17 protein-coding genes are annotated in these 19,347 nt (G+C 72.0%); 6 read left to right on the top strand and 11 right to left on the bottom strand.

Going from position 1 to position 19,347, the window contains the following annotated elements; translation table 11 throughout:
• The first annotated feature begins 27 nt into the window (after positions 1–27).
• Positions 28–564, top strand: coding sequence for a MarR family winged helix-turn-helix transcriptional regulator (locus CVS47_RS14935; protein WP_127096789.1), 537 nt, complete (start codon positions 28–30; stop codon positions 562–564).
• A 9-nt stretch (positions 565–573) separates the two neighbouring features.
• Here CVS47_RS14935 and CVS47_RS14940 read toward each other — a convergent pair whose 3' ends face one another.
• Complete coding sequence (locus tag CVS47_RS14940; RefSeq protein WP_127096790.1) at positions 574–1,350, bottom strand: enoyl-CoA hydratase; 777 nt, start codon at positions 1,348–1,350, stop codon at positions 574–576.
• Entirely contained in the window at positions 1,347–2,273 is a 927-nt protein-coding gene (mmsB, locus tag CVS47_RS14945) for a 3-hydroxyisobutyrate dehydrogenase (RefSeq protein ID WP_127096791.1), read from the bottom strand. Before mmsB ends, CVS47_RS14940 begins: the two co-directional genes overlap by 4 nt.
• A 158-nt stretch (positions 2,274–2,431) precedes the next feature.
• Between mmsB and CVS47_RS14950 the strand changes: the two genes are divergently transcribed.
• Positions 2,432–6,262 carry a choice-of-anchor I family protein gene (locus CVS47_RS14950; protein WP_127096792.1) on the top strand — a complete coding sequence of 1,277 codons (3,831 nt, stop codon included), beginning with the start codon at positions 2,432–2,434 and terminating at the stop codon, positions 6,260–6,262.
• A gap of 68 nt (positions 6,263–6,330) precedes the next feature.
• Here the strand turns inward: CVS47_RS14950 and CVS47_RS14955 are convergent, their stop codons facing one another.
• Both CVS47_RS14955 and CVS47_RS14960 read right to left on the bottom strand, forming a co-directional pair.
• Complete coding sequence (locus CVS47_RS14955) at positions 6,331–7,512, bottom strand: acyl-CoA dehydrogenase family protein (protein WP_127096793.1); 1,182 nt, start codon at positions 7,510–7,512, stop codon at positions 6,331–6,333.
• 119 nt (positions 7,513–7,631) lie between these two features.
• Complete coding sequence (locus CVS47_RS14960) at positions 7,632–7,871, bottom strand: DUF3072 domain-containing protein (protein WP_127096794.1); 240 nt, start codon at positions 7,869–7,871, stop codon at positions 7,632–7,634.
• Positions 7,872–7,981: 110 nt separating this feature from the next.
• Between CVS47_RS14960 and CVS47_RS14965 the strand changes: the two genes are divergently transcribed.
• On the top strand, positions 7,982–8,284 hold the full coding sequence (locus tag CVS47_RS14965; RefSeq protein WP_206502667.1) for a hypothetical protein: 303 nt from the start codon (positions 7,982–7,984) through the stop codon (positions 8,282–8,284).
• A 197-nt stretch (positions 8,285–8,481) separates the two neighbouring features.
• Here CVS47_RS14965 and CVS47_RS14970 read toward each other — a convergent pair whose 3' ends face one another.
• From CVS47_RS14970 to CVS47_RS14990, 5 genes are read right to left on the bottom strand one after another with little or no spacing between them, the layout of a single operon-like run.
• Positions 8,482–9,666: a thiolase family protein gene (locus tag CVS47_RS14970; RefSeq protein WP_127096795.1), complete on the bottom strand. Its 1,185-nt coding sequence runs from the start codon at positions 9,664–9,666 to the stop codon at positions 8,482–8,484.
• Positions 9,667–9,669: 3 nt separating this feature from the next.
• Entirely contained in the window at positions 9,670–10,842 is a 1,173-nt protein-coding gene (locus tag CVS47_RS14975; protein ID WP_127096796.1) for a bifunctional 2-methylcitrate synthase/citrate synthase, read from the bottom strand.
• Between the two features lies 1 nt (position 10,843).
• Positions 10,844–11,746, bottom strand: coding sequence for a methylisocitrate lyase (prpB, locus tag CVS47_RS14980; RefSeq protein ID WP_127096797.1), 903 nt, complete (start codon positions 11,744–11,746; stop codon positions 10,844–10,846).
• Positions 11,746–13,272: an MmgE/PrpD family protein gene (locus CVS47_RS14985; protein ID WP_127096798.1), complete on the bottom strand. Its 1,527-nt coding sequence runs from the start codon at positions 13,270–13,272 to the stop codon at positions 11,746–11,748. Before CVS47_RS14985 ends, prpB begins: the two co-directional genes overlap by 1 nt.
• A complete protein-coding gene (locus CVS47_RS14990) occupies positions 13,269–13,931 on the bottom strand; it encodes a GntR family transcriptional regulator (protein WP_127096799.1) in 663 nt (220 codons plus the stop codon). The genes CVS47_RS14985 and CVS47_RS14990 overlap by 4 nt, the downstream gene beginning before the upstream one ends.
• A 172-nt stretch (positions 13,932–14,103) precedes the next feature.
• Here CVS47_RS14990 and CVS47_RS14995 point away from each other — a divergent pair, with 172 nt between their 5' ends.
• From CVS47_RS14995 to CVS47_RS15005, 3 genes are read left to right on the top strand one after another with little or no spacing between them, the layout of a single operon-like run.
• Complete coding sequence (locus tag CVS47_RS14995) at positions 14,104–15,030, top strand: ABC transporter ATP-binding protein (RefSeq protein WP_127096800.1); 927 nt, start codon at positions 14,104–14,106, stop codon at positions 15,028–15,030.
• Positions 15,027–16,640: an ABC transporter permease gene (locus CVS47_RS15000; RefSeq protein ID WP_127096801.1), complete on the top strand. Its 1,614-nt coding sequence runs from the start codon at positions 15,027–15,029 to the stop codon at positions 16,638–16,640. The genes CVS47_RS14995 and CVS47_RS15000 overlap by 4 nt, the downstream gene beginning before the upstream one ends.
• A gap of 10 nt (positions 16,641–16,650) precedes the next feature.
• On the top strand, positions 16,651–17,139 hold the full coding sequence (locus CVS47_RS15005; protein WP_127096802.1) for a GbsR/MarR family transcriptional regulator: 489 nt from the start codon (positions 16,651–16,653) through the stop codon (positions 17,137–17,139).
• A 6-nt stretch (positions 17,140–17,145) separates the two neighbouring features.
• Here the strand turns inward: CVS47_RS15005 and CVS47_RS15010 are convergent, their stop codons facing one another.
• The gene (locus tag CVS47_RS15010) at positions 17,146–18,669 is read right to left on the bottom strand and encodes a DUF4407 domain-containing protein (protein ID WP_127096803.1); all 1,524 of its coding nucleotides are present in this window, start codon (positions 18,667–18,669) and stop codon (positions 17,146–17,148) included.
• A gap of 30 nt (positions 18,670–18,699) precedes the next feature.
• Positions 18,700–19,299, bottom strand: a complete 600-nt coding sequence (locus CVS47_RS15015; protein ID WP_127096804.1) for a TetR/AcrR family transcriptional regulator — start codon at positions 19,297–19,299, stop codon at positions 18,700–18,702.
• Positions 19,300–19,347: the final 48 nt, after the last annotated feature.

The following is a 19,347-nucleotide window of genomic DNA, read 5'->3' on the forward strand; positions in this document are numbered from 1 at the left end:
GGGCGCCCGCGAACGGAAGGAGCCGACATGGCAGGAGCACGACGCCTCCCCGTCGACCCGATCGCCGAGGCCAAGCGGCAGTGGATCGCGCACGGCTGGGACGACGCGGCCGTCGGCATGACGGCGGTGACCTCCGTCATCCGCGCGCAGCAGCTGCTGATCGGCCGTGTCGAGCGCACCCTCAAGCCCTTCGCGCTCTCGTTCGCCCGGTACGAGATGCTGCGCCTCCTCGCCTTCACGAGGGAGGGACGGATGCCGATGGCCAGCGCCATCGCCCGCCTGCAGGTGCATCCCACCAGCGTCACGAACACCGTCGAGCGCCTCGTGCGCGACGGCCTGGTCGTCCGCGAGCCGCATCCGACCGACGGGCGCGCGGCCATCCTGGCCCTGACCGACGACGGGCGGGAGCTCGTGGAGCGCGCGACCTCGGCGCTGAACACCGAGGTGTTCGCCGAGCCCGGGCTGTCGGGCGACGACATCGAGCAGCTGGTCAGCATCATCGCCCGGCTGCGCCGCGCGTCGGGAGACTTCTCCGACCCCCGACCGCTGCCCGAGCCGCTCTGACGTCCGGTCTCAGCCGTTCGTGAAGTCGGGACGGCGCTTCTCGCGGAAGGCGGCCATGCCCTCTTTCTGGTCGGCGGTGGAGAAGAGACCGGCGAAGGCCTGACGCTCGAACCGCAGCCCCTCGGCGAGCGTGGTCTCCAGCGCCGCGTCGAGCGCGGCCTTCGCCGCGTAGAGCGACGGCAGCGACTTCGCGGCGATCGATTCGGCGACCGACGAGGCCTCGGCGAGGAGGTCGGCGGCGGGGACGACCCGTGAGACCAGTCCGCAGCGCTCGGCTTCCGCGGCATCCATCATGCGGCCCGTGAGAACGAGCTCCGCCGCCTTGTAGTACCCGATCGCGCGGACGAGCCTCTGGGTGCCGCCCATGCCGGGGATGACGGCGAGGGTGATCTCGGGCTGGCCGAACCGGGCCGTGTCGGCGGCGAGGATGATGTCGCACATCATCGCCAGCTCGCAGCCGCCGCCCAGGGCGTAGCCGGAGACCGCTGCGATGACGGGGGTGCGCACCTCGGCGAAACGCCACCACGCGTCGAAGTGCCCGTCGACGATCATCTCGACGCCGGTCTTGGCCTCCATCTCCTTGATGTCGGCCCCGGCGGCGAAGGCGCGCTCCGAGCCGGTGACGACGATGGCGCCGATCCCCCGGTCGGCGTCGAAGGCGGTGGCGGCATCGACGACGTCGCGCATGACCTGCGAGTTCAGCGCGTTCAACGCCTCCGGCCGGTTCAGGGTGATCCAGCCGACACGACCGCGGGTCTCGACGACGATGGTCTGGTACTCGGTCACGATGTCTCCCTCTCGCCCGCGGCGCGGATGTCGGTGATGATGCCGCTGAAGTCGCGCTGCCCGCCGGCGCCCGCCGCGTATTCGCGGTAGATCTCGCGGGCCAGCAGCCCCATGCGGGCGTCGGTGCCCGTGCGGACCAGCGCCTGCTCGGCGAGGCCGAGGTCCTTGTCCATGAGCGCGCCGGCGAAGCCGGGGCGGTAGTCGCGGTTGGCGGGGCTGGTGGGGACGGGCCCCGGCACGGGGCAGTTGGTCGTCAGCGCCCAGCACTGGCCCGAGGCGTTCGAGGCCACGTCGAAGAGGGCCTGGTGGTCGAGTCCCAGCCGCTCGCCGAGCACGAACGCCTCGGCGACGGCGATCTGCGACACGGCGAGGATCATGTTGTTGCAGACCTTCGCAGCCTGCCCGAGACCGGCGCCGCCGCAGTGCACGATCCGCGCGCCCATGTGCTCCAGGAGCGGGCGGGCGGCGGCGGCATCCGCCTCCGATCCCCCGACCATGAACGCGAGGGTGGCGTTCTCGGCACCCACCACGCCCCCCGACACGGGCGCGTCCACGCTGCGGGCGCCCGCGGCCTCGGCGAGTGCGTGCGCCTCCTGCGCCTCGTCGACGGCGATCGTGGAGCAGTCGACGAACAGCGCGCCGCGGGCTGCCACCGCGAGCAGGCCGGGCGCGTCGGCCGTGCCCCGGTAGGCGCCGAGCACCTGGCTGCCGGCCGCGAACATGGTGATCACCGCATCGCGGTCGGCGGCAGCATCCGTCGCCGTCTCCGTCACCGCGAGACCGGCCGCGCGTGCCGCCTCCCGGGCGGTCGGCGAGACGTCGAAGCCGGTCACGTCGTAGCCCGCCGCCGCGAGATTGCGCGCCATCGGAAGTCCCATGTGGCCGAGGCCGAGGAACGCGATGCGGGTGTTCGAGGTGTTCATGTGGACCCTCCCGGGTGTCGTCGTCGACTCTTCAGGTATATCAAGACCGGGGGTCCGGCCGGACCGTGCGCGCGACCGCCGGTTGCCGTCCGTTCACCTGCACGACACCCGCGGGCCCGAGGGTGGAGTCTCCGCTCCCCCACACCCCGAGGACACGCATGCCTTCGCATCCCCTCCGCCGCGCGGTCGCCTTCACGGCCGTCACGGCGGCCGTCTGCACCTTGACCCTCACCGCCGTCGGCACCGCGTCCGCCGCCGTGGTCGACGCCCCCGTGAGCCTCTCGGCCGACGGCGCGCGCATCGCGCTGTCGCCGGTCGGCAGCTTCGACACCGGCGTCTTCAACGAGTCCGCCGCCGAGATCGTCACCGCGCACGGCGACCGCCTGTTCGTCGTCGACGCGCAGGCCGGCGCCGTGACGGTGCTGGACTACTCGAACCCCACGGCGATCGCCGAGCTCTTCGAGATCAGCGCGCCGGGCGTGGCCAACTCCGTCGCCGTGCGCGCCGACGGCCTCGGGGTCATCGCCTTCGAGGCGGAGACCAAGACCGACCCGGGTCGGCTCGTCTTCTTCGACGCGGATGCGCCGGATGTCACGGAGGCTGTGCTCGGCAACGTCGCGGTGGGCGCGCTCCCCGACATGGTCACCTTCTCCGATGACGGCGCGTACGTCGTCTCGGCGAACGAGGGCGAACCCGCCGACGACTTCTCGGTCGACCCCGAGGGCTCGGTGAGTGTCGTGGCGGCGCCTGTCGGCAAGGCCGCTCCCATGCAGGCCGACGTCCGCAGCGCCGGTTTCGCCGCCTTCGAGGGCGATGCCCTCCCGGCGGGTGTCCGCGTCTTCGGTCCCGACGTGGCCGCGCCCGACCAGGGCGACACCCCCCTCGCGGCCAACCGCGTCAGCCGCAACCTCGAGCCCGAGTACGTGGCCGTCGACGGCGGCACGGCGTACGTGACCCTGCAGGAGGCCAACGCCGTCGCCACCGTCGACCTCTCGTCGGCGGCCGTGTCCGGCATCCTCCCCCTCGGATTCAAGGACTGGGGCGCCGACGGCAACGCGCTGGACGCCTCCGACAAGGACGACGCCATCGCGATCCGCAGCTACGGGGACCTCTTCGGCGCGTACATGCCCGACGGCATCCAGTCCTACGTCGCCGGCGACCAGACCTACCTCGTGACCGCCAACGAGGGAGACGCCCGCGAATGGGGCGACTTCATCGACGAATCGCGGGTGAAGAACCTCGCCGACGACGGCCAGGGGCCCGTGTGCGCCGACAGCCGACTGGCTGCGCAGACCGGCGACGCCGACCTGGGACGGCTGAAGGTCGCCACCGACCTCGGCTTCGACGCAGCGCAGAACTGCTACAGCGAGCTGTACGCCTATGGCGCGCGGTCGTTCTCCATCTGGACGACCGACGGCACGCAGGTCTACGACTCGGGCTCCGAGTTCGAGCAGACCGTGGCCGCGGCTGTGCCCGACGCGTTCAACTCGAACCACGAGGAGACCGACTTCGACGGCCGCAGCGACGACAAGGGCCCCGAGCCCGAGAACGTCGCCATCGGGGAGGTCGGCGGCCGCACCTACGCCTTCGTCGGCCTCGAGCGCGTCGGCGGCGTGATGGTCTACGACATCAGCGACCCCGCCGCGGCGACGTTCGTCACCTACGTGAACAACCGCGACTTCGCGGTGCAGGGCGAGGAGGATCCGGCCGCGGCCGGCGACCTCGGCCCCGAGGGACTGCACTTCATCCCCGCCTCGGAGTCGTCGACCGGTGCGCCCATGCTCGCCGTCGGCAACGAGGTGTCGGGGACCACGACCCTCTTCGCGATCGACCAGCTCGGCACCGTGGACCTCACCCTGCTCGGCATCAACGACTTCCACGGACGCATCGACGGCAACACGGTGAAGTTCGCGGGCACCATCGAGGAGCAGCGGGCCGCCGCCCCCGGCGAGACCCTGTTCCTGTCCTCCGGTGACAACATCGGCGCCTCGCTGTTCGCCTCCTCCTACCAGAAGGATCAGCCGACCATCGATGTGCTCAACGCCCTCGAGCTCGAGTCGAGCGCCGTCGGCAACCACGAGTTCGACCAGGGCTTCGCGGATCTGACGGACCGCGTGCAGCCCGCGGCCGACTTCTCGTACCTCGGCGCGAACGTCTACGAGAAGGGCACGACGACCCCCGCCCTGCCCGCCTTCGAGACGTACGACGTGGACGGCCTGCGCGTGGCCGTGGTCGGCGCCGTCACCCGGGAGACCGCATCCCTCGTGTCGCCGTCGGGCATCGCGGACCTCGACTTCGGCGACCCGGTCGAGGCGGTCAACCGTGTCGCTGACGAGCTCACGGACGGGAACGACGCCAACGGCGAGGCCGACGTCATCGTCGCGCTGTACCACGAGGGCGCCAGCGCCGGAGATGCGGAAGCGGCGTCGCTCCAGGACGAACTGGCCAAGGGCGGCGACTTCGCCCGCATCGTGCAGGAGACCTCGCCGGCGATCGACGCGATCTTCACCGGCCACACCCACAAGAAGTACGCGTGGGCTGCGCCGGTACCCGGCGAGGCCGGCAAGACGCGTCCCATCCTCCAGACCGGTTCCTACGGCGAGAACATCGGCCGGATCACCCTGTCGCTGGATGCGCAGACCGGTGAGGTGCTCTCCCACACGGAGCGCAACATCGCCCGGACCACGATCGACGACGCCGTGCTCACCGACCGCTACCCGCGGGTCGCCGAGGTGAAGACGATCACCGACGCCGCCCTGGCCGTGGCGGAGGAGGTCGGCGACCAGAAGGTGGCCGAGGTGTCGACCGACATCACCACCGCCTTCTTCGGCGGATCGTTCGTGGACGGCGTCTGGACCGGCGGCAAGCGCGACGACCGCTCGGCGGAATCGACCCTGGGCAACCTCGTGGCCGATGCGCTGCTGTCCTCGACGGCCGACCTTCCGGAAGGCGTCGCGGACATCGGCGTCACCAACCCCGGTGGACTGCGCAACGAGCTGTACGACACGCAGGCCGAGTTCGAGGGCGCTGCGGTGCCGGAACTGGCGGACGGCGACATCTCGTTCGCGCAGGCGCTGGCGGTCCTGCCTTTTGCGAACACCACGACGCTGGTGACGATGACCGGCGCGACGTTCACCCAGCTGCTCGAGGAGCAGTGGCAGCTCGACAAGGACGGCAACGTCCCCTCCCGCCCGTACCTCCAGCTCGGGCTCTCGGAGAACGTGACCTACACGTACGACGCGACGCGCGCGCAGGGCGACCGCATCACCTCCGTGACGGTGGACGGTGAGCCGCTGGAGGATGCCGCCGAGTACCGGGTGAGCACGCTCTCCTTCCTCGCGGACGGCGGAGACAACTTCCGCGCGTTCACCGCATCGACCGACCGCCTCGACACGGGCAACGTCGACTATGAGGCCTGGATCGACTACCTGGCCGCCGAGTCGCCTGTCGCGCCGTCGTACGCGAAGCACGCCGTCGAGGTCAGCGGGCTCGCCCCGGCTGCCGCAGGCAGCACGGCGACCTTCACCGCCGCCAACCTGAACCTCACGAGCCTCGGCACCCCCGAGACGACGGAGCTCAGCGTGAGCATCGACGGGCGGGATGCCGGAACGGTGCCCGTCACCGCCGGTGCCGCCGAGGTGCGTATCCCGGTTCCGGCGGACGCCGAAGCCGGCAGCATGCTGCAGGTGGTGCTCACGGCGGAGTCGGGAACGGTCGTCACCGTCCCCGTGTCCGTCACCGAGTCGGCGACCACGCCCACGCCGGATCCGAGCACTCCGGGCACGGGCACTCCGGGCACGGGAACGCCAGGCACGGGCACTCCGGGCACGGGGGCCGGTTCCGGCTCCGGCTCCGGCTCGTCCGGCGGCGGGCTCGCCCTCACCGGTGCCGACGCGCCGTGGGGCATCGCCCTGGGCGGCGCCGTCCTCCTCATCGCGGGCGGCGCGGCATTCGTGCTGCGCAGGCGCCGTGAGGTCTCCACCGACTGACGCGCCGCAGGAGACGAAGGCCCCCGGCATCAGTGACGGGGGCCTTCGTGGCTGTCGGCGGGTGGCGATCAGGATGCCGCGGCCATGAGCTCGCGGCCGATGATGACCCGCATGATCTCGTTGGTGCCCTCGAGGATCTGGTGCACGCGGAGATCGCGCACGACCTTCTCGATGCCGTAGTCGTGGAGGTAGCCGTAGCCGCCGTGCAGCTGCAGCGCGTCGTTCGCGACGCGGAAGCCGGCGTCGGTGGCGAACCGCTTGGCCATCGCGCACTGCATCGCGGCGTCGGGGGCGTGCTCGTCGATCGCGCGTGCGGCGTCGCGCACGAGGGCGCGCGCGGCCGTCAGCTCGGTCGCCATGTCGGCGAGGGTGAAGACGACGCTCTGACGCTCGGACAGCGGCTCGCCGAAGGTGAACCGCTCGTGCACGTAGCGGATGGCGCGGTCGAGGGCCCACTGCGCGCCGCCGAGGGAGCAGGCCGCGATGTTCACGCGGCCGCCGTTCAGGGCGGACATCGCGATCTTGAAACCGCCGCCGAGGGTGCCGAGGACAGCGGATGCCGGCACCCGCACCTCGTCGAGGATGACCTGGCGCGTCGGCTGGGCGTTCCAGCCCATCTTCTTCTCGTTCGGACCGAAGGAGAGCCCCGTCGCGTCTCCCGGCACCAAGAACGCGGTGATGCCGCGGGCGCCCGGCTCGCCGGTGCGCGCCATCACGACGTAGACGGCGGCCTCGCCACCGCCCGAGATGAACTGCTTCACGCCGGTCAGGACGAAGCCGTCGTCGGACCCGTCCGCCGCGTCGCCGGCGACCCGGATGGCGCTGGTGGCGATGGCCGCGGCATCCGATCCCGCTCCCGGCTCCGTCAGGCAGTAGCTGCCGAGGTCGACCATGGAGCTGAGCGACGGCAGCCAGTCCCGGCGCTGCTCCTCGGTGCCGTACGTGTCGATCATCCACGCGACCATGTTGTGGATCGTGATGAAGGCCGCCACGGCGGGATCGGCTTTCGCCAGCTCCTCGACGAGGGCGACGGCGTCGACGCGCGCGAGTCCAGTGCCGCCCACGTCTTCGCGGACATAGAGGCCGCCGAGTCCGAGTTCGCCCGCACGGCGGATCGTCTCACGGGGGAAGGTCTTGGTCTCGTCCCACTCGAGGGCGTGCGGAGCGAGCTCCGTCGCGGCGAAGTCGCGCACCGCCTCAACCATCGCGGTGCGCTCTTCTGCGCTGACGGCCACCATCAGATCGGACATCCTGTGCACTCCTCCTGCGCTGCTGTCAGCGCAATGATGAGTTTACTTGGACGTCCTTGTAAATGCGAGGACGACCGCCGAATCGGTCCGGCATCGGCGGTCGACCTCGTCTCGAGGGGTTACTCGCTGCCGCGGCCGGTCTCGGACTGGAGGCGCTCGATGTGCTCGGACGCCTCCGCCTTCGTGAGGTCGGCGGAGATCTCCTCGCCTGCTTCGCGGGCCAGGGTGTCGAGGTAGCTGCGCTGCGGCGCGGTCATGGGCTCGTCGCCGGTGACCCAATCGGACGGGTCCTTGACGGCGGGGTTGTCGGCGGATTCGGTGGAGCCCAGCGTCTCGCCGGACGAGTTGTTCTCTGACATGTCTCGTACGTTAGTTCGATTGCCGGGCACGACGGGCGGGCTTGACAACCCGCCTCCCCGCTCCCGTCAAGGGGTGCGGGGCACGGCTTCTGCAGGCATACCGTCGAGCCATGAACGCTGACGAGAAGATGCAGTTCGCCGCTGGCGAGACCCCGCCGCCGCCTCCCCCCACCGACGATTCCACCGAGAGCACCGGCATCCCCGAGAGCGAAGCGGTCCGCAAGGACATGGCCTACAGCCCGGGGAGCGAGACCGAGACCGAGCAGAAGCAGGACGATCCGCTGCCGGACTCGATCGACGACGACATCGACACCAGCCAGATCAACGCGGTCCCCGGGACGGGCGGGCCCGACGACGTCGGCGACGTCGAGGTCGATCCCGCCGACCTGAATCTCCCGTTCCGCGAGGACTGATCAGGGGACGCCCGCGGTCCTGGGCATCCGCAGTCGTCGACCGAGCCGTGTCGGCGAGGTGGTGACGGCCCGCCATCGTGCGGAGCCGTCCCACCCGCGGGATCCGCGGGCGTCGGGGACGACTTTCGTCGCCGGGAGAAGACCGCGCTCGACAAGAGTCGTCCCGAGCCGGTGGTTCTCGGGTGTGACCGGACGCCTCAGAGCCGCTCGATGATCGTCGCGTTGGCCATGCCGCCGCCCTCGCACATCGTCTGCAGCCCGTATCGCCCGCCGCGGGCCTCGAGCCGGGCGAGCAGCGTGCCGAGCAGCCGCGTGCCCGACGATCCGAGCGCGTGCCCGAGCGCGATCGCGCCGCCCCACGCGTTCAGCGCGTCGGGATCCGCGTCGAGCTCGCGCGCCCACGCCAGCGGCACCGAGGCGAACGCCTCGTTGACCTCGTAGGCGTCGAGGTCGGCCATCCCCAGCCCGCTCCGCTCGAGGATGCGCCGTGTCGCCGGGATCGGCCCGGTCAGCATCATCAGCGGATCGTCGCCGACGACGGCGAACGCGTGGAAGCGGGCGCGCGGGCGAAGGCCGAGCGCGACGGCCGTCTCCTCCGCCATGATCAGCGCGGCAGACGCTCCGTCGGTCAGCGGCGAGGAGTTGCCCGGTGTGATGCGCCAGTCCAGCTCGGGGAAGCGCTCGGCGAGCGCCTCGGTGCGGAACGCCGGCGCCAGCCCTGCGAGGCCCTCGACCGTGGTCGCCGGGCGGACCGTCTCATCCGCCGTCACGGTGCTGCCGTCGGCCTCGACCGGGAGGAGCTGACCGTCGAAGAGACCGGATGCCGCGGCATCCGCTGCTCGACGATGCGACAGCGCCGCGTACGTGTCGAGCTCCTCGCGATCGAGCCTCCAGCGGTGCGCGATGAGCTCGGCCGAGACGCCCTGGTTGACGAGGCCCTCGGGGTACCGCGCCCGCAGCAGCGGCGACATCGGCGACCCGGCGACGGAGGTCGAGATGCCCAGCGGCACGCGGCTCATCGACTCGACGCCACCGGCGATGACGATGTCGTAGGCGCCCGCCATCACGCCCTGCGCCGCGAAGTGCACGGCCTGCTGGCTCGATCCGCACTGCCGGTCGATGGTCGTCGCGGGCACACCCACATCGAACCCCGCCGCGAGGACGGCCTGACGGGCGACGTTCGAGCTCTGCTCTCCGACCTGGCTCACGCAGCCGAGGAGCACGTCGTCGACCTGCCGCGACTCCAGACCGTTCCGCTCCAGCACCGACCGCAGCACGCCGGCGGCGAGGTCGACCGGATGCACGCCCGACAGGACTCCTCCGGGCTTGCCGCGGCCGACGGGCGTGCGGACGACGTCGACGATGACGGCGGTGCGGGTCACGGCTCAGGCCTCGGCTTCCTCGGGACGCTCGGCCGCCTCCGCGGCGGCGGTGTCGGCGACGTAGCCGTCGACGTGACGCTCGTCGGGGCCGTTGTAAGCGGACAGCGGTCGGATGAGCGCGTTGGAGGCCGCCTGCTCCATGATGTGCGCGGTCCACCCCGTCACCCGTGCCGCGACGAACAGCGGCGTGAAGGTCAGGGTGTCGAAGCCCATGAGGTGGTACGCGGGACCGGACGGGTAGTCGAGGTTCGGGTAGATCCCCTTGCGCCCGACGAAGTCCGACTCGAGCGCGTCGTAGAGCGCCGCGAGGTCGCCCGCGCCTTCGTGCGCGACGAGCGTGTCGAGCGCGGCCTTCATCGTCGGCACGCGCGAGTCGCCGCGCTTGTAGACGCGATGCCCGAAGCCCATGACCTTCCGCTTCGACGCGAGCGCGTCATCCAGCCACGGCCCGACGTTCTCGGCAGAGCCGATGTCGTCGAAGATGTGCATGACGGCCTCGTTCGCCCCGCCGTGGAGGGCGCCCTTGAGCGCGCCGACCGCGCCCACGACAGCGGAGTACAGATCGGACATCGTGCTGGTGATCACGCGCGCGGTGAAGGTCGAGGCGTTGAACGAGTGCTCGGCGTACAGGATCATCGACACGTCGAACGCCCGGCGCACGACCTCGTCCGGCAGCTCGCCGAAGGTCATCCAGAGGAAGTTCGCGGAGTAGTCCAGGTCGTCGCGGGGCGCGATCAGCTCCTGCCCGCGGCGGCGGCGCTGGTCGTAGGCGACGACGGCCGGCAGGACGGCGAACAGGCGGACGCTCTTGCGCAGATCGGCCTCGGGCGAGGCATCCGCGGTCTCCTCGTCGGCGGCACCGATCGCGGACACCGCGGTGCGCACGACGTCCATCGGGTGGGCGGTGAGCGGCAGCAGGTCGATCGTCTGCTTCACGTCCTCGGGCAGCGCCCGCTGCGAGCGCTCGGTGCGCCGCAGCTCCGCGAGCTGCTCGTCGTCGGGCAGTTCGCCGTGCCACAGCAGGTAGGCCACCGCCTCGAACGAGTGAGTAGCCGCCAGCTCCTGCACCGGATAGCCCCGGTACAGCAGCGAGTTGCTGTCGGGATTGACCTTCGAGATCGCGGTGTAGTCGACCGTGACCCCTGCGAGGCCCTTCTTGATGTCGGTGTCGCTCATGTCAGTCCTTCGTGATGGTGAAGTTGAAGACGCTGGTGTCGAAGTGGTTGTAGCCCTCGTAGTCGATGAGGTCGTACAGGTCGGCGCGGTGCTGCATCTCGTCCAGTCTGCCGGTGAGGTGTCCCTCGGCGTCGAGCGTGTCCAGCGCCCTCCCGGCGGCGCCCATCGCCATCCGCAGCAGCGACACCGGCCAGATGACGATGTTCACGCCGACGTCGGCCAGCTGCTGCGCGGGGAACAGCTCGGACTTCCCGAACTCCGTCATGTTCGCGAGGATCGGCACGTCGACGGCGGCGCGCATGGCGGCGAACTCCTCGATCGTGCGCATCGCCTCGGGGAAGATCGCGTCGGCGCCGGCGTCCACCAGGGCGCGAGCGCGGTCGAGCGCGGCATCCATCCCCTCGACGGCGCGGATGTCGGTGCGGGCCATCACCAGGAAGCTCGCATCGCGACGGGCGTCGACGGCGGCGCGGATGCGCTTGACGGCCGTGTCGTCATCGACGACCGCCTTGCCGTCGAGGTGCCCGCACCGCTTCGGGTTGACCTGATCCTCGATGTGCATGCCTGCGAGGCCCGCGTCCTCGAGCGTCTGCACGGTGCGCGCGACGTTCATGGGCTCACCGAAGCCGGTGTCGGCGTCGATGATCGCCGGCAGCTCCGTCATGCGGGCGATCTGCTGCCCGCGGCCCGCGACCTCGGTGAGGGTCGTCAGCCCGATGTCGGGCAGGCCGAGATCGGCCGAGAGGACGGCTCCCGAGATGTACACGCCCTCGAACCCCTTGCGATCGATCAGCCGGGCGCTCAGCGGGTTGAACGCCCCGGGGAAGCGCAGCAGCTCCCCGGTCGCGAGGCGCTCGCGGAACAGGCGGCGCTTCTCCGACGCCGATGTGGTGGCGTACAGCATCAGAAGAGGCCCTTCGGCGCCGGGGCCCCGGCCAGCACGCCGCGCGTGGCCACGATGCTCAGCTGCCGCACCTCATCGACGGTGAGCTCGGGCAGGCGCTGGGCGAGGTCGAGGAAGCGCTCGATCTCGGCGGGCTCGAGCACGGGCTCGGCGAGCAGGCGGAACTTGCGGATGTAGTCCTCGCGTCCGAACGGACGGGCGCCCAGCGGGTGGGCGTCGGCGACGGCGATCTCGTCGGTCAGCTCGCTGCCGTCGGTGAAGCGGATGACGACGCGGCCGCCGAACGCCTTCTCGTCCGGGTCCTCCGAGTGGTAGCGGCGCGTCCACTCCGCGTCCTCCGCGGTGGTGACCTTGTGCCACAGCGCGACGGTGTCGGGCCGGCCGGCGCGCTCGGGCGCGTAGGAGTCGACGTGGTGCCACCCGCCGTCCTGCAGGGCGACGGCGAAGATGTACGGGATCGAGTGGTCGAGCGTCTCGCGCGAGGCGGTCGGGTCGTACTTCTGCGGGTCGTTCGCACCCGAGCCGATCACGTGGTGCGTGTGGTGCGACGTGTGCAGCACGATCGACTCGACGTTCGCGGGGTCGGCCGCGTCGGGGCGCTCGTCGTGCAGCCTGCGGGCGAGGTCGATCCACGCCTGCGCCTGGTACTCGGCGGAGTGCTCCTTCGTGTACGAGTCGAGGATGCCGCGCTTGGACTCCCCTGGCCCGGGCAGCGGCACCTCGTACGAGGCGTCTGGTCCGTCCAGCATCCAGGCGATGACGCCGTCTTCGCCCTCGTAGATCGGCGACGGGCTCGTCTCGCCGCGCATCGCGCGATCGACCGCCTCGACGGCCATCTTGCCCGCGAAGGCCGGGGCGTGCGCCTTCCACGTGGAGATCTCGCCCTTGCGCGACTGGCGCGTGGCGGTGGTCGTGTGGAGCGCCTGGCCGACGGCCTGATAGATCGTCTCGGCGGGGAGCCCGAGCAGCGTGCCGATGCCGGCGGCGGCCGAGGGGCCGAGGTGGGCGACGTGGTCGATCTTGTGGCGATGCAGCGAGATCGCGCGGACGAGGTCGATCTGGATCTCGTACCCGGTCGCGAGCCCCCGCAGCAGCGCCCGCCCCTCGCTGCCGACGTGCTGCGCGACGGCGAGGATCGGCGGGATGTTGTCGCCGGGGTGCGAGTACTCCGCCGCGAGGAACGTGTCGTGGTAGTCGAGCTCTCGCACGGCGACGCCGTTGGCCCACGCCGCCCACTCCGGGCTCGTGCGGCGCTCGAGCGTGCAGCCGAAGACCGTGGCACCCGCGCCGCTGATCGACACGGCGTGGTCGAGGGCCTGCTGGCGCGCCGCGCTGACGGGCGCCCGCGTGAGGGATGCCGCGGCCACGGCCGCGTTGTCGATGACGCGGTTGATGATCATGTCCGCGACGTCGTCGTCGACCTCGACCGGATCGGCGGCGATCTCGGCGAGACGCCAGGCGAGCTGTCCCTCGCGGGCGAGCTCCTCGTCGCTGCGGTGGACGCGGAGGTGGTGGGTGACGGTCATGATGTCCTTCCGGAGGGGGTGAGGGGGCGCGGCGCATCCTCGAGGGAGAGGAGCGCACTCTCGAGCGCGTTGTGCAGGTGGACGGCGGTGGCGGATGCCGCGAGGTCGGCGTCCGCGTCGGCGATGGCGGCTGCGATCAGCCGGTGCTCGGCCGCGGAGGCGGCCAGGCGCGCGGGCTTGTCGCGTGCCAGGCGGCGCACCCGCACGAGATGGGTACGCACGGTGCGCAGAGCCGCGGACAGGCGCGCGTTGTCGGCCGCGGCGTCCACGGCCCGATCGAAGCGCGCGATGAGCGCGTAGTAGGCGTCGAGCGCGGCGTCGTCGAGGCCGGCGGCGCGGAACTCCTCCGCGAGGGCGGCGAAGACCGCGGGATCACCCCGCCGCGCGGCGGCCCGCGCGGCCGTGGTCTCGAGGGCGGTCCGCACCTCGAAGAGGTCGCGGATGTCGCGGGCAGCGATGCCGGCGACCACGGTGACGCGCGGCGACTGCTGCACCACGAGTCCGTCGGCGGCCAGGCGGCTCAGCGCCTCGCGGAGCGGCGTGCGGCTCACGCCGAGGCGGGTCGACTGCCCGACCTCGCTCAGGACGGCGCCCGCGGGCAGCTGTCCGCTCTGGATCTCGTCGAGGAGACGCTCGTACGCCCGATCGCTGGCGCGCATGCATCCTCCCTCCACTGGAACACGCCCAGTGTATACAAAGCCGCGCCTGGCGAGGAGGCTGGGTCGGTTTCCGGTGCCGAGCGCATACACAGACACGTTGTGCTGCGCGTTCACGGTGAGATCTCGTTTCACACTCTTCACGAATGTGTGAATCGGGCGTAGCGTTCGCGACGTGACCCCCGTCATCCGCACCACCCACCTCGTCAAGCGCTACGGACGACTCTCCGCCCTCGACGGGCTCGACCTGGCGGTCGACGCGGGATCCGTGCACGGCTTCCTCGGCCCCAACGGCGCCGGCAAGTCGACGACCATCCGCATCCTCCTCGGACTCGCGCGCGCCACGTCCGGCTCCGCGGAGGTGTTCGGCCACGACCCGTGGCGCGACGCGGTGCCGCTCCACCGCCGCATCGCGAGCGTCCCCGGGGATGTGAGCGTGTGGCCGAACCTGTCGGGCGGCGAGGCGATCGACGTGCTCGCGCGGCTGCGCGGGGCCCAGCGGCACGACCGCGCCTACCGCAACGAGCGCGAGCGTCTCGTGGAGGCCTTCCAGTTCGACCCCCGCACGAAGGGGCGTGCGTACTCCAAGGGCAACCGGCAGAAGGTCGCCCTGATCGCAGCGTTCGCGGTGCCCGCCGACCTGTACGTCCTCGACGAGCCGACCAGCGGCCTCGATCCGCTCATGGAGGTCGTGTTCCGCTCCGAGATCGCCCGCGTCCGCGACGCGGGGGCCACGGTGCTGCTGTCGAGCCACATCCTGTCCGAGGTGGAGCTTCTCTGCGATCGGCTCTCGATCATCCGCGCCGGGCGCATCGTCGAGACCGGCACGCTCGCCGACCTCCGCCACCTCACCCGCACGGAGGTCTCGTTCGACCTGCCCGAGGGCGACGGGCGAGCGGATGCCGCGGCCGCCGGCATCCCGGAGGCGCAGGACCTCACCGTCGAAGACGGGCGCGTGCGCTTCAGCGTCGACAGCGACCGCGTGAGCGCAGTGCTCCCGACCCTGGCCGAACGCTCCGTCACCGGTCTGCGCATCGCGCCGCCGTCGCTCGAGGAGCTGTTCCTCCGCCATTACGGCGACGACGAGAGCCGTCCGCGATGAGGGCCGTCCGGATCCTCCTGGGCCAGCGGCTCCGCCGCGACCGCCGGCAGGTGCCGGCCTGGGTCGTCGGGACGGCGCTGCTCGCCCTCCTCTCGTACGTCGGCGTGAGCCAGACCTACGGCACGGAGTCCGACCGCGTCGCGCTGCTGGCGACGGCCGTCGCCAACCCGGTCATCATGCTGTTCCGCGGATTGCCCTCGGGTGCCGGCGAGGGGCCCTTCGTCGCGTTCCTCATCCTCCCGTTCCTCGCGATGCTCGCCGCGTTCATGAGCACCTTCCTCGCGGTGCGGCACACCCGCGCGGAGGAGGAGCAGGGGCGGGCCGAGCTCATCTCCGCGACCCCCGCCGGACGGATCGCCCCGACGACGGCGACCATCGCGCACGGCGTCCTGGCGAATGTCGCCCTCGCCGTGCTCAGCGCCCTCGCACTTCTCGCGTGCGGGTTGCCCGCGGCGGGATCCTGGCTCACGGGGGCGGCCGCGGCCACGGTCGGCCTGGTCTTCCTGGGCGTCGGGCTGGTCGCCGCGCAGGTGCTCTCCACCGCCCGCGCGGCCAACGCCCTCGCCGTCTGGCTGGTGCTGCTCACCTACCTGATCGGCGGGATCGGCAACGCACTGGGCACGCCCGGTGCCGACCTCCAGCGCATCGAGAGCTCCGGTCTCGCCTGGCTGTCGCCGTTCGGCTGGTCCGAGAACGCCCGCCCCTTCGCGGACGACGACGTGCGGCCGGTGCTGCTCGCCCTGCTCGTCGGCGGCCTCCTCGTGGCTGCCTCCGTCGTGCTCGCGACCCACCGGGACCTCGGCGAGGGGTTCGTGGCGGCACGCGCCGGACGGCCCTCCGCGCGTCCCGCGCTCTCGACGCCGGTCGCGCTGGCGTGGCGGCTCACGTGGCCCGCCATCGCCGGCTGGGCAGCGGGAGGACTGGTGACGGGTCTGCTCGCCACCCGGCTGTCCGCGGCGCTCGCGGACGCGGCATCCGATCTGCCGTCGGTGCAGGCGATCCTCGATGCGCTGACGCGCGACGGCTCGCTCGCGCAGGGGGCGATCGTCATCTTCTTCACGATGCTGGGGATCCTCGCCGCGTGCGCCGCCGTGCAGGTGATCTGCCGGGCACGCCAGGAGGAGGCCCGCGGCACCGCGGAGGCCGTGCTGTCCACGCCGACCGGACGCGTGGGCTGGCTCGGCGGGTACCTCGCCGTGGGGTTCGCCGCGATCCTGCTCGTGGTCGCCGCGGCGGTGGCCGGTGCCGCGCTCGGGCTGATCGGGGGCGACATGTCGCTCCTCGGCGATGTGCTCGTCACCGGCGGCGGACAGGCGGCCGCGGCATCCGTGTTCCTCGTCGTCACCGCCCTCGTCTTCGTCCTCGCCCCCCGCCTGACGATCCCTCTCGGATGGACGCTCGTCATGCTCGGCATGATCCTCGGCCTGTTCGGCGCGCTGTTCGGCTTCCCCGACGCGGTGGTGCACCTCGCTCCCATCGCCGATGCGCCGACCGTCACCGGCGACGGCGTCGACCCGCAGGGTCTCGGCTGGCTCCTCGCGACGACCGTCGTCGGCGGCGGCGGCGCGCTCGGGCTGATGCGGCGGCGCGAGCTGGCGCCGGCGGGATAGCGTCGCAGGGATGACGGACCAGGAGTACGCAGAGACCGCCCGCCCCCCGCACCGGGCGATCGAGGCGGCCGAGCGGGGAGCTGCGGTCATGACGGCGGCCGGGATGCCGCGGATGCCGGCCCGCGTGCTGATGGCGCTCGTCGCGGCCCCCGGCGGCGGATCGTCGGCCGCCGACATCTCCGAGCGGCTCGGGGTCAGCGCGGCGGCCGTGTCGGGCGCCGTGCGGTACCTGCAGCAGATCCACTTCATCCGCCGGCAGTCGCGCCCCGGCGAGCGGCGCGACCGCTACGAGCTGGTGCACGACACGTTCTACGGCTCCATCGCCAGCAACGCGCCGGTCTACGAGCGGCTCGCCGTCGACATCGATGCCATCGCGGAGGCGCAGGTCGATGACGCGGCCGCCCGGGAGCGCGCCGAGGAGATGGCGTCGTTCTTCCGCTTCATCGCCGCGCGCCTGCCGGGCCTCGTCGAGGAGTGGGAGGCGACGCGCGAGGGCTGACGCGCGTCAGCTCGTGGAGGTGCTCGCCAGCGCCTCGGCGCGACGGTGGAAGGTGCGCGTGGTCACCCGGTCGAGCGCGACCTGCGTGCGCAGGGCCTCCGCCTTCTCGTAGAGCGACGGTCCGCCGAAGCTCGTGAGCACCTTCACCAGGACGGGCAGCAGCTCGATCATGAAGAACAGCGCGGCGATGAGCCAGTGGGCCCAGAGGAGCGTCGGCTCCTTCTGCGACAGGCGCTCGAGCGCGCCGATCTGGCTCAGCAGTCCGACCGCGCCCGCGTTGCCCGACGCGATGGCCGCAGCGCGGTCGTTGTAGGCGGCGAGCGCTCCGTCGTACTGCGCGCGGGCGGCGGGGAGCTGGTCCTCGGCCTGTTGCTTGTTCTGCTCGCCCGAGGCGGCAGCGGCACCGGTGCTCGCGGCCGAGGCCGCCGAGAGGGCGGACTGCGCCTGCGTCAGCTGCGCCGACAGTGCGTCGTAGGCGGACTGGGCCTGGGTCAGCTGCGCCTGTGCGGCGTCGGAGCTCGTGCCCTCGCCCGCGACACCGGTGCAGCCGGTGACGGTGCCGGCGCCCGCGCCGGTCAGCTCGCACTGGTAGACCAGGCGCGCCTGGTCGATGACGCCCTGCTGGGCGGTGAGCTGTGCGGTGAGCTGGTCGACGGACTGCTGCGCGGCGACGACCTCGGCGGAGGTCGACGACGTGCCCTCCACGATGCCGGTGGCCGCCTGGTTCTCGAGCGCCGAGACCTGGGCGCTCGCCGCATCCAGAGCCTGCTTCTCGGGGCCGTCCGTGACGGCGTTCTGGTCGGTCTGGGCCTGCACGACGTTGGTGGAGTTCACCTCGCGGGCGATGTCGTTCGCGAACACCTGCAGCACGAGCGGCTCGGCGACCACGATGCCGATGAGGGCCGCCATGATGACGCGGGGCAGGGCGAGCCCGATGAGCCGGCCCACGTTGCGCGTCGAGCGCATCGTCGAGGTCAGGAAGCGGTCGAGGTTGAAGATGAGGAGCGCCCAGACGAGGGCGAGCGGGATGGCGAGCCACACCGAGATGCGGACGCCGGTGACGAGCGCGAACACCATCGACAGCGCCGAGACGAGCGCGGTGCCCAGCAGCACGAAGAACATCTGCACGAAGCGCGAGGTCTCCTCCGGCACGTCCGCGAGCACGTCGGCGTCGGCGCCGCCGAGCACCGCGATGCGGCGGCCGAGCGGAAGACGCCGGCGCGGCGGTGACACCCGGCGCTGGCGGGGCGGACGCGGAGCGCGCGGCTCTCGCGGCTCGCGCGGCGCCCGGGCCTGACGCGTCGGCGCCGGCTCCTCCGCGGCCTCGACGACCGGCTCCGGATGCTGCGCCGCGTCCTGCTCGTCGCCCACGCCCGGAGCTCCCCACGCGTGGGTGGAGTGGTCGTCGTCAGCGTCGGCGCGCAGGTCGCTCAGGTACTGCGGCTCGGCGTCGTCGGTCTCGTCGGGCGCATCGAGGTCGATGCGGCCGTCGGAGCCGAAGCGGCCGGGCCTGTGAGCGGAGAAGGACATCGGAAGAGAGTACGACCCCCCTCCTGTGGATCAGGTGGACGTCGGCGCGTCGCACCAGGCGCGCAGCGCCGCCGGCACCGCGGCCAGGTCGCGCCCGGCGGCGTCGCCGTCGGTGCGCGCGGAGGTGAGCGCGGAGATGACGAGTGCCGCACAGACGCGTGCGAGATCATCCGCGGAGGCGTCGCCGAGATCGGGGCGACGCGCGCCCACACCCGAGCGGATGGCCGTCCGCAGCTCACCGACGTACTGCACGACGAGGTCGTTCAGGGCGCCGTCCTCGACGGCGGCGGCCGTCGAGGCGACGTTGAGCAGGAGGCACCCGGCCCGCGCCCGCAGGGACGCACCCGCGAACCCCGCCGCGAGCTCGGCGACGTAGCGCTCGAGCGCGTCGGGCGCCGGCCGCGCCTCGCGGAGCCCCGCCCACTCGGCCCGTGCGTCGACGAGGTACGCCTGCACGACGGCTTCGAACAGCCCGCGCTTGGCCGCGAACGCGTGGTACAGGCTCGACCGGCCGAGGCCCGTCGCCTCCTCGAGGTCGGTGATGCCGGTGTCGGCGTAGCCGCGCTCCCAGAACACGTCGCGCGCCGCGCGGACGACCGCGTCGCGGTCGAAGGTGGCTGTGCGACCCATGGATGCTCCTCTCAGCGACTGGCGCTATATTGGACTGATCATTACAGT

Origin of the sequence: Microbacterium lemovicicum (assembly GCF_003991875.1) — a bacterium.
Classification (GTDB): domain Bacteria; phylum Actinomycetota; class Actinomycetes; order Actinomycetales; family Microbacteriaceae; genus Microbacterium; species Microbacterium lemovicicum.